We start from the raw sequence: 13,844 nt of genomic DNA, 5'->3' as shown, positions 1-13,844 counted from the left end.
TTCCCGGGTCCACGGCAGCCCGCCACGCGTCACCAGCATGCCTCCGCGCACGCTACGGTTGATCCCCGGTCGGCCGACGCAAGAGGTGGGGGCTGAGCAGCCCGATGGCACATGGCGTGGTGCAGGTGACCAACCCGAGCAGTTCTCGGTGGCGCCGCCGCACAGGTGAGTACGAGACACTCGCCGCCGCGCTGGAAGCGGCGAGTGACGGTGACGTGCTCTCGGTGAGTCCCGGCACCTACCGGGAGAACCTGCTGATCGACCGCGCCGTGACGGTGCGGTGTGCGGACGGGCCCGGCACCGTGCGGCTCGCACCCGCCTCGGGGGTCGCCCTGACCCTGCGGGGCGCGGCGACGGTGCACGACGTGCTGATCGAGTGCCAGGACGTCACCTCGGCCGCGCTGCTGGTGGAGGAGGGCACCCCCGAGCTGTCGGGCGTGCGGATCAACACCCGCTCGGCGGTGGGCCTGGAGGTGCGCGACGGCGCCCGCCCGACGGTGCGCCGCTGCACCGTGGACAACCCCGCCGGCATGGGCGTGAGCGTCCTGGACGGCGCGGGCGGCCTGTTCGAGGAGTGCGAGGTCGTCGCCGCGGGGCAGAGCGGCTTCGCGGTGCGCGGCGGCGCCGGGCCCCGGCTGGAGCGCTGCCGGATCCACCACACCTCCGGTGCCGGGATGTCGGTCACCGGTGAGGGCAGCTCGCTGGAGGCGGTCAGCTGCGAGGTGTTCGAGGTGCGCGGCACCGGCGTGCAGCTGTCCGCCCGCGGCACCGGGCAGTTCACCGACTGCCAGGTGCACCGCACCACCGGCGACGGCATCACCCTGGACACCGACGCGGTGCTCGCCATGGCCGACTGCGACATCCACGACATCCCGGAGAACGCCGTCGACCTGCGGGCCCGTTCGGTGCTGACGCTCACCCGCTGCTCGGTGCGCGGCTTCGGCCGCAACGGGCTGTCCGTCTGGGACCCCGGCACCCGCGCGGACGCCAACCAGTGCGAGATACATGACAGCACCGGCGACTACCCGGCGGTGTGGGTGAGCGACGGCGCGGTCGCCATACTGGACTCCTGCCGCGTGCACGACGTGCCGGACGCGCTGTTCGTCCTGGACCGCGGCTCCCGCGCGGACGTGGTCGACAGCGACTTCGCGCAGATCCGCAACACCGCGGTCTCGGTGAGCGACGGCGCCAGCGTGCAGCTCGACGACTGCCGGATCAAGGACGCCGCCACCGGTGCGTGGTTCCGCGACCACGGCAGCGGCGGCACCCTCGCCCAGGTCACCATCGACGACGCGGCGACCGGGGTGATCGTCACCAAGGGCGCCGACCCGGCGCTGGAGCGCTGCACCGTGACCAACCCGGGCGAGGCGGGCGTGTACGTGTCCGCGGGCGGGCGCGGCGCGTTCACCGGGTGCCGGGTGATCGGCAGCCGGGGCTTCGGCTTCCACGTCATCGACGGCTGCCGCTCCACCCTGACCCGCTGCCGTACCGAGCGCTGCGCCCGCGGCGGCTACGAGTTCGCCGAGCCGGGCCCGATCACCGAGGACTGCACCAGCGACCGGGCGGCCACCGAGGACATGCCCGAACCGGTACCGGCCGGCCCCCTCGCGGGCGCGTCGGGTACGGCGGGCGCCACGGGGGCGGAGACCACGCCGGCCCGGCAGCAGAGCGCCGCCGCGCAGTCGTTCGGCCTGCTGGGCGGCGTCCCCGCGCAGCGGCCCGCCGACCAGCCGCAGGAGGCGCAGGTCCGCGTGACCGCCCGGGAGAGCGACGCCGTGCTCGGGGACCTGGACTCGCTGGTCGGCCTGGACGGCGTCAAGCGCGAGGTGCGGACCCTGATCGACCTCATCTCGGTGGGCCGGCGGCGGGAGAAGGCCGGGCTCAAGGCGCCCTCGCCGCGCCGCCACCTCGTCTTCACCGGCTCCCCCGGTACCGGCAAGACCACCGTGGCGCGGCTGTACGGCGAGATCCTGGCCTCCCTCGGCGTGCTGGAGCGCGGGCACCTGGTGGAGGTCGCGCGCGTGGACCTGGTCGGCGAGCACATCGGATCGACCGCGATCCGCACGCAGGAGGCGTTCGACCGGGCACGCGGCGGGGTGCTGTTCATCGACGAGGCGTACGCCCTCGCGCCGGAGGACGCCGGCCGCGACTTCGGGCGCGAGGCGATCGACACCCTGGTGAAGCTCATGGAGGACCACCGCGAGGCCGTCGTGGTGATCGTGGCCGGCTACACCGCCGAGATGGAGCGATTCCTCGCCTCCAACCCTGGTGTGGCGTCCCGCTTCTCCCGCACCATCACCTTCGGCGACTACACGCCGGACGAGCTGCTGCGGATCGTGGAGGCACAGACCACCGAGCACGAGTACCAGCTCGGCGACGACACCGCCGAGGCGCTGCTGAAGTACTTCACCGCGATCCCGAAGGGGCCCGCGTTCGGCAACGGGCGCACCGCGCGGCAGACCTTCGAGGGGATGGTGGAGCGGCACGCCGTACGCATGGCCCACGTCGACGAGCCGACCCACGACGAGCTGCAACTCCTCTACCCGGAGGACCTGCCCAACCTGACGTAGCGGTGCGGCGGGCGGCGCGCCGCCCGCCCGCGACCGTGCGGGCGGGCCGCCTGCCGGGTCAGGGGCGCCGCAGCCGCGCCAGCAACTCCGCGCGCTGCTCGGCGAACGCCGGATCCGCCTGGAAGTGGGAGTGCCCCAGGACGGGTTCGGGCAGCGGGTGGCGCGCGTCGCGACCGTACGCCGCGGGGTCGAGCAGCGGGCCGACGTCGACGGGGGCGCCCGGGGACACACCGACCGGGCCGCCGATGGGGTCGGTCCGGCGCCACAGGTTGCACCAGGTCCGCATGTCGCCGTGCAGGTCGCGCAGCCTGGTGGGCGCGAAGTGCGCCGGGAACCAGCGGCCGTAGAGCCGGGCGAGCGGGCAGCCGTAGGTGAGCAGGGCGACGCGGGAGCGGGTGGCGGGTTCGAGCTGCCACACCGCGGCTGCCGACAGCACGCTGCCCTGCGAGTGCCCGGACAGCACGATCCGCCCGCCGGTGGCCCGCGTCCAGGTGGCCATCCGCCAGGTCAGGTCCGGCACCGCACGCTCGGCGTAGCAGGGCGGCGCGAAGGGGTGCGCGGCGCGCGGCCAGAACGTGCCGACGTCCCACAGGATGCCGACGGTGCGGCGGGCGGAGGTGTCCCGGTAGGCGCGGCGGCCGACCGTGACGAGCGCGACGAAGCCGGCGCCCACCAGCCACGAGCCCAGCGACTGCGCGGTGTCGGCGAGCGCGGACACCGCGGCCGGCGCGTGCCGCGCCGCCTCGCCCGGGGTGCCGGCGCCCGCCCAGGCCCCGGCGACCGCGCCCGCGCCGAGCGCGAACGCCGCCGCACCCACCACCGCGACCAGCGCCGGGGCGCTGTCGGTGAGCCCGGCCCGGGCGATCACCCCGGCGATCCGCCGGGTCCGGGAGCGGTCGTGCCGCTTGCCGGGGTACATCGCGTCGACCTCGGCGCACAGCCCGGCCTGCCGCCGGCGCAACCGCCAGAGGGCGCCCGCGGCCACCATCAGGATCAGCAGCAGGGCGGCCGGGATCACCGACGCCTCCCAGCTCAGCACCGCCGGCGGCCCGGTCAGCGGGCTGCCGGACCGGCCCGGGGTGCCGCCGCGGTCCAGCCAGTCGGCGGTGCGCTGGGCGACGCCGCCGCTCATCACCCCGCCGAGCACGCAGCCGAGCAGCGCGACGGCGGGGCCGGCCAGGCCGTGCATCGCGACGGGGGCACCGGCGAACTCCGGCGGGCGGCGCCTCTGCAGCAGCACCGCGGCGACGGCCAGGACCGCGATCAGCGCGCCCTGCCCCACGGTGATCGCGGAGAACGCCTGGGTGGACGGCAGCCGGCCGTGGGAGGCCCAACCAGGGCGGCTCCAGGCGCCGTAGAGCACGGCGGCGACCGGCAGCGCGGTGGAACCGGCCAGCAGCACGCGGGCGACCGCCGGGCCGGACGTGTCGTCGAGCCCGCTCTCGCTGCGGTCCGCGCGGGCCACCACGACGCATGCGGTGACGGCGAACACCGCGAGCACGCCGGCCAGCGTCCAGCCCAGCACCGGCAGCAGCAGCCCGGGACGGCCGGTGTCGTAGCGCAGCGCGGGCACGGTGAGGGCGGCGCAGACGGTGAGCAGCCCGGCCGAGGTGTGGGCCGCGCGCAGCACGGCGACCGACCTGCGCCCGTACCAGAACCCGGGCAGCGCCATCGCGGGCGTGCCCGGCGCCGGCTGCGCGGGGGCCGGGGTGCTCGGGACGTCCGGGCGCTGCGACTCGTAGGCGTACCAGGTGCGGTGGGACAGCCACCACAGCAGAGCGGTGAGCGCGAACGGCACCGACGCCGCCAGTGCCAGGCGCCGGCCGGGCTGGCTCCACCAGCCGTGCCGGGTGGCGGCGGCGAAGCCGAGCCAGGACTTGCCGCGGCTGCATCCGGCGTGGCCCGCGCACTGCCAGGCCACTATGTCGAGCGCGACCTCGCACGCGGCGGCGACCAGCAGCACCGTGAGGGTCAGGGCGAGGATCCGGACGGTGACCTCGTAGCCGCGCGCCAGCCGGGTGCGGGCCGAGGGCGGGCGCATCCAGTGCGCGAGGTTGGCGACCATGAACGGCAGGAGCAGCAGCCACAGGGCGCGGGAGGAGTCCCCGGAGGTGAGGTTGGACCAGCAGTACGCCTCGGGCACGGGGGCGTCGCGGTAGCGCTCGGGGTGGCGCTCGGCGTCGGCGTCCCGCGCGCGCCGGTGGATGCCGGCGGTGTCGTCGCCGGCCACGCAGACCGTTCTGGGGTCGTCGAGCATCTGCTCGGGAGTGGCGCCGCCGACGCCGTGCACGAGCAGTTCCAGGGCGATCTGCGGTGAGGCGTCGGGGACGGCCTGGGCGGGTACGGGCGCGGTCGCCGGCGCGGGTCGGGGTTTCACGGCCACGGGAGCCCCCGTTCCTTGTGCTGTCCGCGGTGCGTGGGGTGGTGCCCGCCCCGGGGACGCGTCAGACATCGGTGCACCGGCCGTGCCGCAATCGTGACCGTCAGCGGTCGCCGTGATCTCCGGGGGCGGTCCTTCGTATCCGCGGCGGTGTCCCACGTGGAAGGATGACCGCAGCACTTCGACGGTCGGCGTACTGGACAACGACACGGACGGGATGGGGTCACGGGTGAGCGACAACCAGAACCTCCTCGCGGAACAGCGACGGGCCCTGATCCTGGACGAGGTCCGGCGGCGCGGCGGGGTGCGGGTCAACGAGTTGACCCGGCGGCTGAACGTCTCCGACATGACGGTCCGCCGCGACCTGGACGCGCTCGCGCGGCAGGGCGTGGTGGAGAAGGTGCACGGCGGTGCGGTGCCGGTGGTCGAACCGAGCAGCCACGAGCCGGGGTTCGAGGCCAAGTCGGGTCTCGAACTGGGCGCCAAGGAGGCGATCGCGCGCGCGGCGGCGGCGCTGGTCCCGCCGGGGGCCGCGATCGCTCTGGCGGGCGGCACCACCGCGTACGCCCTGGCCCAGCAGTTGCTCGAAGTCCCGGACCTGACCGTGGTGACCAACTCCGTCCGCGTCGCGGACGTCTTCCAGTCGGGTCAGCGGCTGGCCGGCGGCAACCACGGCTCGGCCGCCGCCACCGTGGTGATCACCGGCGGGATGCGCACGCTCTCCGAGACGCTGGTCGGCCCGGTCGCCGACCGCGCGATCCAGTCACTCCACTTCGACCTGCTCTTCCTGGGCGTGCACGGCATCTCGGTCGAGGCGGGCCTGTCCACGCCGAACCTCGCGGAGGCCGAGACCAACCGGCAGTTCGTACGCTCGGCGCGGCGGGTGGTGGTGATCGCCGACCACACCAAGTGGGGCACGGTGGGGCTGAGTTCCTTCGCCACCCTGGAGGACGTCGACACGCTGGTCACCGATGCGGGAATACCGGAAGTGCTGCGCGAGGAGATCGCCGAGCACCTGTCGGACCTGATCGTGGCGGGCGAGCCCGCGCCGCCCGCCGGCGGCTGAACGGCGCGCAACGCCCCGCTGCGGCAGGCCCGTTCGGGCCCGGGCTGCCTGCTGGACGGCGCCGGGCGGCGGTGCCGCGCGACCGGGGCCGGTCGGGGTCGGTGGTGCGGGGGCCGGTCGTGCGGGGTCAGCCGTTCCCGGTGACCAGCGACCACGCGTGGCTGGGCGACAGCACGATCAGCAGGACCACCACGAGCACCACGACCGCGACCATCCCGCGCACCCTGCTGCGGCGCAGCGTCCGCCGGTCGCCCTCGTCGGTGCGGCCGGTGCGCCAGGCGGTGTCGTGCGCCGCCGGTGCGGCCGGGGCGGGTGCGGAGCCGCGCCGGCCCCAGCGCCGCCTGGCGCCCGGCGCCGCGGCGCGCTCCTCCTGCTCCCGCAGCCGGCGGGCGACGATCCGGGCGCGGGCGGACGGCTCCTTGGGCGCGGAGGCCCGGATGTCGCGCTCGTTGTCGGTGAGGAACTGCTGCCACACCTCGTCCGGAATGGACGAATCCCCTTCCGGGGTGGGCGCGGAGTCTGTGGTCATCGGGCGGGCTCTCATCTCGTCCAGGACGGCCGGGGGAAAAGAGATCGCGCTCGGTGCCCCCCCAGGCGGTACGGCTTCGATCAACCAATATACGTTCGCCGGGCGCCCGGCGGCGCGACTCCCCCATTCCGCGCCCGTGACGGCGGGGCGGGCGGGTGCGGGCGGCCCGGGTCCCGCGCCGGACGAGCGGTCCGCGCCTCGCTTCAGGGCTCGGCCGTCACTGGTACTCCGCCAGCCGCGGCCGGATCGCCAGCAGCACCAGCAGCCCGGCGGCGCCCAGCGCCCCCGCGGGCACGGCGGGCCAGCCGCCGAGGTCGCCGCGGGCGTCGGCGGTGTGCCCCGCGAAGTCGTCGAGCTGCTGCCCGGCGAGATCGTCCAGCGTCGTCGCGAAGTCCCAGAAGTCGAAGGCGATGTCGCCGCGGCCGACCGTGGTGAGCAGCACCGCGGCCTCGTCGGTCTTCCCCGCGTCCTTCAGCCGGCGCAGCGCGGTGTCGTCGGCACGGAAGCGGTGGTAGCGGGTCAGCACATCCTCGTAGGCGGGGCGTTCGGCGGGAGTCGCGTACCCGTCGGGGGACAGCAGGGTGTCCAGGCGCTTGGTGAGGGTGGTGAACAGGATCGCGTCGCCCTTGCCGAGGTCGTCGCCCTGCACGAACCAGCGGCTCTCGGCGGCCGCGGCCTGCGTGGCGACGGCGCTCGCCTCGGCCAGCCGCGACCAGGGCCGCAGCCCCTGGTGGTCGGCGGCGTCGACGGCGCTCGCGCAGGAGGTGAGGGCGAACACGCCGGCCAGGCACACCGCGAGCACCGCGGCGGTGGCGGCGGCCAGCGGCGGGCTGAGCAACCGCCGGTAGTCGCGGGCCAGTTCGCGCTGCCACCACAGGACGAACAGCAGCGCGACCAGTCCGAGCAGGCCCACCACGAGCGCCCAACGATGGGTGTCCGTACGCATCTTGGTGGCCTCGTCGTCGGCCTGCCGCTGGTAGTCGGAGGCCAACCGATCGGCGGTCGGCAGCAGTTCCTGCGTCATCACGGCGCCGGCCTGCGCGTTCAAGGCCACTGTGACCGCCGGGGGATGCCCGGCCAGGCGGTCGGGCGCCTGCTCGTCCACGTAGGAGGCACGGCCGCTGAGGTCGTCGTAGTGGCCGAGGCCGTCGAGGAGTGCGCGGACCTGATCGCTGTGGGCCTCGTCGCCGCTCAACCGCCGCAGCGCGTCACTGACCTGGGCGCGCCGCTGCTGGGCGGTGATCAGGGCTTCGAGCTGGTTGCCGACGACCGCACCGCCGCCGTCGGCCGACATGCCGGGGGCGAGGGTGTCCGCGTGCTGGGCGTCGAGGTCGGCCAGCGCGAACCTCAACTGGGTGGCCACGGCGGCGCGGTCGGAGACGGTGGTGCGCAGCCGCGAGGTGTCGCCGCGCACGGTGACCGCGCCGATCACCGCGGTGGCGCACAGCGCGGCGAGCAGCAGCACCGCCAGGACGGCGCGCGCGCCCAGCCGGCGCGCCCCGGTCAGCCGCGGCCGTCCCCGGCTCGGCGGACGGTGGGACTCGGGCTGGGGGGCGGGCGGCGTGGACCCGCCCTCGGACCCGGCCGGTACGGCGCTGTTCCGGCTCGCCAGCTGCGACGTGGTCATACGGTGACGCTAGGTGCGGGCGGCGAAACCCCGGTGGCCTTCGGGCGACGGTGCGGTGTCCTCGCTGTAACGGAACCGAACGGCCGGTCAGCGTAAGGCCATTGGGGCCCCGGCCGCAGGCGGCGGCCGGGTCAGCGGATGCCCGCGTCGTCGGGACCTCCGGAGGCGGGGGGCGCGTCGGGGGCGGAGGGCGCCTCGGACCGCGGAGCGGACCTGGCGCGGGTGGACGTCCGCGGGGCAGGCGCCTCGATCCGCCACAGCGGGTGCTCGCGGCGGGCCCACCAGTGCGAGACGCGGCCGGTGCGCAGACCGCGGCGGGCCTCCGGGTCGCTGGCGGCCAGCCACACGTGCCCGCCGATGACGGCGGCGATCAGCAGTGCGAGCCAGTCGTGGACGAAGGTCGCGCCGGTTCGCCAGACCAGCGGGCTCAGCCGGGGGAACCACATGATCAGGCCGGTGCCGATCATGATCAGGATCGCGCCGACGGCGAACGCGGCGTAGAGCTTCTGCCCGGCGTTGAACTTGCCCGCGTACCGCGAGTCGCGGCGCCGCCGGCGGACGGCGATGCGCAACCACGTCCAGTCGTGCGGGAAGAACCGGCCCAGCCGGCTGGTGTCGGCGCGGTAGGCGCGGGAGACGAGGCCGAGCACCAGCGGCACGGGCAGCAGGATGCCGGACCACTCGTGCACCGTCACCACCAGCCGGCGACGTCCGACGATCTCCGCGAGCGGGGGCAGGTACAGGGCGGCCGCGGTGAAGGCGCAGACGCCCATGAGCCAGGCGAGGCTGCGGTGCACCCAGGTCTCGGCCCGGGTGAACCGGCGCACGGTCCCGGCCGGCGCCGGGCGGTCACGACGTCGGGGCGTCATGGCGGCCGTTGGACTTTCCGACCCATCCGTCGACGTCATAGCCGTAGTTCTCCCAGTAGCCGCGTTCGACCTTCTTGGTGACGGTGATGCCGGACAGCCACTTCGCGGACTTGTAGAAGTACATCGGTGCCGCGTAGAGCCGGACCGGTCCGCCGTGCGCCGAGGTGACCGGCTTGTCGTTCATGGTGAGCGCCACCAGCATGTCGGTGCGGCGGGCCTGGGCCAGCGTGAGGCTCTCGGTGTAGACGCCGTCGAAACAGGTGAAGTGCACGGCGGTGCCGGGGTCCTTGACGCCGGCCGCGTCGAGCAGGGTGGACAGCCGCACCCCGGAGAACGCCGTCTTCGGCACCCGCCAGCCGGTGACGCACTGCACGTCGCGCACCAGCCGCGTCTGGGGCAGCGCCCGCAGGTCGGAGAGCCGGTAGGACGCGGGCTTGTCGACGAGACCGCCGACGGTCAGCCGGTAGTCGCTCTCGCTGCGGTGCGGGATCGAGTCGGAGACCGAGTAGAACCGGAAGCCCCCGCCGCCGGGCAGCAGCCCGGTCACCCCGGTCGGGTCCTTGGCGCTGACCGCGGCGAGGACCGAGTCGAGCCGTCCCTGGAGCGCGCCACCGACCCCGACCCCGACGGCACCGAGGCCGAGCATGCCCAGCACGACCCGCCGCCCCACCGGTGATCCGCGGCCCTCCTCGTTGTCCTGCTCGGGCTCACGCCCGGGCCTGCTCCCGGGGCCCGCGTCGCCGCCCGGCGCGGCGGCGGGCGGATCGGCCGTGTGGTTGTCCATGCAACGATTCGAGCACGTGGGGCCGCGCAGGACCAGGCCCGGGGGCCGATGTCAGAGTTTCGTCACATCTCAGGGCTTGCGCCGGGCACCGCGGGCCGGGCAAGGGCGGCCCTCGGGGAGCCCGGGACCGGGGGCCGGGTACGGGCCCGGGTCCGGGTCCGGGGGCGGCTCAGGACGCGGTCGCCGAGGCGGGACGGGAGCCGGGTCCCGTCGCGGTGCCCTCGGCTGCTTCCGGCACGGCCGCCAGCAGGTCGGCGAGGGCCGCGTTGAACGCGTCCGGCCGCTCCAGGTTGGGCATGTGCCCCGCGCCCTCCACGATCACGAGCCGCGATCCCGCGACGCGCTCGTGCAGGAACCGCGCGTCCGCGACGGGCGTGAAGACGTCGTCCCGCCCGACCACCACCAGCGTCGGTACCGCGATCCGCGCCAACGTCGGGGTGTAGTCGGGGCGTTCGGCCCGGCCGCGCAGCGCGGCGGCGGCGCCGGCCGGCGGCGCCGCGCGCATCATTCCCAGGACGTGCGCGGCGACCTCGGGCCGGTCCCGGACGGTGGCGGGGGCGACCATCGAGTCCAGCACCGCGTGCGCGTACCCGTCCATGCCGTCGCGCTCCAGCTCCTCGGCCCGGGCGTAGCGCTCCCTGCGCCCCTGCGGGGTCTCGCCCTGCGCGAAGGTGTCGGCGAGTACGAGCCCCGCGACGCGCTCGGCGAACAGCCGGTGGAACTCCAGCACGATCTGGCCGCCCATCGACAGCCCGCACACCACGACCCGATCGACGCCGAGGGTGTCGAGCAGGCCGGCGAGGTCCCGGGCGAACACGTCGAGCCCGGTGCTGCCCTGCCGCACGGAGGTCCGGCCGTAGCCGCGCAGGTCGGGTGCGATCACCCGGCGCCCGGCACCGAACGCGGCGGTCTGGGGGCACCACATGGTCCGGTCGAAGGGGTGGCCGTGGACGAGGAGCAGCGGGGTGGGCCGGGGGTCCGCGCCAGGGGTGGCGGACGAGGCGGTACGGCCGGGCGAGGCCGTCCGGATGCTCGGGGTCGTCGGCATGCTCGGGGCGGTACGGCTGCTCGGGACGCCTTCGCCCTCGCCGTTCCCCCGGTCCTCGCTGTCGTCGTAACCGATCGTGATCCCGTTGACGAGTGCGCTGCTCACCTGGTGTTTCTCCTCTGCTCCGGCGATGCCTCGATGCTAGGGAGCGGGCAATGGCGAGGGCAATACGGCGCATTGATCTCGGTGCAATAAGCTGCCGTCGGCGCCGGGACGCGCGCCGGGTCAGGGCGCGGCGGCCAAGGAGGCAGGGCGGCCCCGGGCGGACGATCAGGAGGACGCGGTGCGGGACTTCCGGCGGGTGGCGGACGCGGTGGCCGCGCAGATCGCGGCGGGGCGGCTGCGGGCCGGGGACCGCCTGCCGACGCAGCGGGCCTTCGCCCGGCGGCACGGCATCGCGGACTCCACGGCCGGCCGGGTCTACGCCGAACTGGTACGGCGCGGGCTGGTGGTCGGCGAGGTGGGGCGCGGGACGTTCGTCCGCGCGGCCGCCCCCGTGGAGGGGCCGGCGCTCGCGGAGCCCGCACGGCAGCGGGTGGACCTGGAGCTCAACTACCCGGAGGTGCCGGGCCAGTCGGAACTGCTCGCCGCGGGGCTGGCCCGGATGTCGCGGCCCGATGTGCTCGCGGCGGCACTGGGCCCGGCGGGCGCGCGGGGCACCGGCGCCGCGCGGGACGCCGTCGCGACCTTGCTCGCCGACCCGCGGTGGCGGCCGGCCGCGGACGACGTGCTGTTCGCCGGGAGCGGCCGCCAGGTCATCGCGGGCGCGCTGGCCGCGCTCGTCCCCGTCGGCGGCCGGCTCGGCGTCGAGGAGTTCACGTATCCCGTGGTCAAGGCGCTCGCGGCCCGCCTGGGCCGCACCGCGGTGCCACTGGCCTGCGACGAGGAAGGGCTGCGGCCCGGCGCGCTGCTCGCCGCGCACCGCGAGGGGCCGCTGCACGCGGTGTACGTCCAGCCCACGCTGCACAACCCGCTGTCCCTCACGATGTCCGACCGGCGCCGGGCCGACCTCGCCGAGGCCCTGCGCCGGACGGGAACCGTGGCCGTGGAGGACGCGATCTGGGCCTTCCTGCGGCCGGACGCGCCCCCGCCGCTGGCCGCCTACGCGCCGGAACGGGTGGTGCTGGCCGACAGCCTCTCCAAGCGGCTGGCGCCCGGCCTGACCGCGGGCTTCGCGATCGCTCCCGCCGGGCTCGCCGAGCCGGTCGCGACGGCGCTGCGCTCGGGAGGGTGGGGGGTGACCGGCTACGCCCTGGAAGCGATGACCGGCTGGGTCGGCGACGGCACCGTCGCCCGGCTGTGCGCGGCCAAGCGGGAGGAGGCCGCCCTGCGCCAGGCGCTCGCGGCGGAGGTGCTGCGCGGGTTCGCCCTCCGTACGGACCCGCACTCCTGCTTCTGCTGGTGGGACCTGCCGGAGCCGTGGCGGGCCGACACGTTCGTGGCCGCGGCGGGGCGCCGGGGGATCGCCGTCACCCCCGCGGCGTCGTTCGCCGCGGGGTCGCGACGCGCACCGGACGCGGTCCGCATCGGCCTCGCCTCTCCCCCGCGGGACGTCCTGCGCGGCGCCCTCGCCACGCTCGCGGCGCTCGCCCGCACGCTCCCCGACGACACGGGACCGGAGTAGCGGCGCCGGCGCGGAACCCTCGGCGCGGGGCCGCACACGGGCCCGCGCCGAGGGCGGAATCGAAACCGAGAGGGATACCAGGAACGGGATAAATGACCCGTAAGACCCCGAGTTGCGGCAACCCCCGCAACGGGTGAACCTGATTACGCATCACGGAGTACTGCCGCAGTCACTCTACGCATTCCCGCTCAAGTGTTCCCATCGGAGCGGTGAAGCCCGGCCCCGCTTGCGGGTCACCGGCCCCACCGCGGAGGGAGTCGCAGCCGTGATCATGCAATCCGACCAGACCGACCCAGCCATGCGCGAGTGTGCGCTCGAACTCGAGGCGCACCCGTACCGCATCCAGCAGATCCGTCGCATCGTGTCCGCCCAGCTCCGCTACTGGCGGGTCGAGTCGCTCGTCGACGCGGCCTCCACCGGAATCAGCGAGCTGCTGGCGAACGTGCACCGGCACGCGAAGCCCGACAAGCAGTGCGCGGTGAAGATGACCCTGGTGCCGGACCGCCTCACGGTGGCCGTCGCCGACCACGACACGCGGCTGCCGCACCTCCAGCCGATGGAGCCGACCGCGACCACCGGGCGCGGACTGGCGATGGTCGAGGCGATGTGCGACGGCTGGGGCACGGACCTGCTGCCCGACGAGACCGGCAAGGTGGTGTGGTTCGTGCTGCGCACGCCCACCCAGAAGCCGAAGCTGGTCCCGCTGCGGACCGCCGCCGTGCCGCTGGAGAAGACCGCGGCTCCGGAGCGCATCGCCGTCGCGGCCTCGGTCGCCTGACCGCGAGCCCGCCCGGCACCACGAGCCCGTCGGCACCACGTGAAGGACGGACCCGGGCGCCGCGCCTGACGCGGACCGCGCCCCCCGCGCGCCGACCGCAGGCGTACGCCGTGCATGTGAGCGCCGGACCGGCCGCCCACCTCCCCTGACGGGGAAGGGGGCGGCCGGTCCGGCGTTGCGGCCGTCACCGGGCCGGCGCGCGTCGGAACCGCGTGGGGCGCGCGGTCCGCGGGCTACGCCGCGCCGCCCTTGCCGCCGCCCGGACCGCCGCGCGGATCCCTGGCGAAGTGCTCCTCCAGCACCGACATCCGGCGCCAGTACTCCTCCTCGTCGATCTCCCCCGAGGCGAACCGGCGCCCCAGCACCGCCATCGGCGAGTTCTCACCCATGGCGCCGGGCCACCGCTGGTTCTGCCACGGCCCGCCACGGCCCCGTCCGCGCCATCCGGTCCGCCGCAGCGTGGTGACCACCACGGCCACCACGGCGGCCCAGACCAGCGGGAAGAACAGGATCCACGGGCCGGGCCCGCCGTCGTGCCAAGCCAACGTGTCCATCGTTCGACCTCTTCT

At 75.4% G+C, this 13,844-nt stretch carries 11 protein-coding genes; 4 read left to right on the top strand and 7 right to left on the bottom strand.

Annotated elements, in window-relative coordinates; genetic code table 11:
* Positions 1-104: 104 nt before the first annotated feature.
* Positions 105-2,570: a right-handed parallel beta-helix repeat-containing protein gene (locus C4U44_RS33435; protein ID WP_103889846.1), complete on the top strand. Its 2,466-nt coding sequence runs from the start codon at positions 105-107 to the stop codon at positions 2,568-2,570.
* 58 nt (positions 2,571-2,628) lie between these two features.
* Here C4U44_RS33435 and C4U44_RS33430 read toward each other — a convergent pair whose 3' ends face one another.
* Positions 2,629-5,022, bottom strand: coding sequence for a hypothetical protein (locus C4U44_RS33430; protein ID WP_407642927.1), 2,394 nt, complete (start codon positions 5,020-5,022; stop codon positions 2,629-2,631).
* 157 nt (positions 5,023-5,179) lie between these two features.
* On the opposite strand from C4U44_RS33430, the gene C4U44_RS33425 reads away from it, so the two are divergent.
* Complete coding sequence (locus tag C4U44_RS33425; protein ID WP_103889844.1) at positions 5,180-6,016, top strand: DeoR/GlpR family DNA-binding transcription regulator; 837 nt, start codon at positions 5,180-5,182, stop codon at positions 6,014-6,016.
* Positions 6,017-6,143: 127 nt separating this feature from the next.
* Here C4U44_RS33425 and C4U44_RS33420 read toward each other — a convergent pair whose 3' ends face one another.
* The 5 genes from C4U44_RS33420 to C4U44_RS33400 all read right to left on the bottom strand — a co-directional run bounded on the left by C4U44_RS33420 (position 6,144) and on the right by C4U44_RS33400 (position 10,978).
* Complete coding sequence (locus C4U44_RS33420; RefSeq protein WP_103889843.1) at positions 6,144-6,545, bottom strand: hypothetical protein; 402 nt, start codon at positions 6,543-6,545, stop codon at positions 6,144-6,146.
* A 217-nt stretch (positions 6,546-6,762) separates the two neighbouring features.
* Positions 6,763-8,172 (bottom strand): hypothetical protein, encoded by a 1,410-nt coding sequence (locus C4U44_RS33415; protein ID WP_103889842.1) that lies wholly within the window; start codon positions 8,170-8,172, stop codon positions 6,763-6,765.
* 131 nt (positions 8,173-8,303) lie between these two features.
* A complete protein-coding gene (locus C4U44_RS33410) occupies positions 8,304-9,041 on the bottom strand; it encodes a cytochrome b/b6 domain-containing protein (protein WP_235032539.1) in 738 nt (245 codons plus the stop codon).
* Positions 9,022-9,825, bottom strand: coding sequence for a molybdopterin-dependent oxidoreductase (locus tag C4U44_RS33405; protein WP_103889840.1), 804 nt, complete (start codon positions 9,823-9,825; stop codon positions 9,022-9,024). The genes C4U44_RS33410 and C4U44_RS33405 overlap by 20 nt, the downstream gene beginning before the upstream one ends.
* A gap of 169 nt (positions 9,826-9,994) precedes the next feature.
* Positions 9,995-10,978: an alpha/beta fold hydrolase gene (locus C4U44_RS33400; protein WP_235032538.1), complete on the bottom strand. Its 984-nt coding sequence runs from the start codon at positions 10,976-10,978 to the stop codon at positions 9,995-9,997.
* Between the two features lie 178 nt (positions 10,979-11,156).
* On the opposite strand from C4U44_RS33400, the gene C4U44_RS33395 reads away from it, so the two are divergent.
* Both C4U44_RS33395 and C4U44_RS33390 read left to right on the top strand, forming a co-directional pair.
* Positions 11,157-12,497 (top strand): aminotransferase-like domain-containing protein, encoded by a 1,341-nt coding sequence (locus tag C4U44_RS33395; RefSeq protein WP_103889839.1) that lies wholly within the window; start codon positions 11,157-11,159, stop codon positions 12,495-12,497.
* A 271-nt stretch (positions 12,498-12,768) separates the two neighbouring features.
* A complete protein-coding gene (locus C4U44_RS33390; protein WP_103889912.1) occupies positions 12,769-13,275 on the top strand; it encodes an ATP-binding protein in 507 nt (168 codons plus the stop codon).
* Between the two features lie 233 nt (positions 13,276-13,508).
* On the opposite strand, the gene C4U44_RS33385 is transcribed toward C4U44_RS33390, so the two are convergent.
* Positions 13,509-13,829: an SHOCT domain-containing protein gene (locus tag C4U44_RS33385; protein ID WP_103889838.1), complete on the bottom strand. Its 321-nt coding sequence runs from the start codon at positions 13,827-13,829 to the stop codon at positions 13,509-13,511.
* Between the last annotated feature and the right edge of the window lie 15 nt (positions 13,830-13,844).

It is taken from the genome of Actinacidiphila yanglinensis (assembly GCF_900107965.1).
Classification (GTDB): Bacteria; Actinomycetota; Actinomycetes; order Streptomycetales; family Streptomycetaceae; genus Actinacidiphila; species Actinacidiphila yanglinensis.
This window is presented reverse-complemented; position numbering and strand designations above follow the sequence as displayed.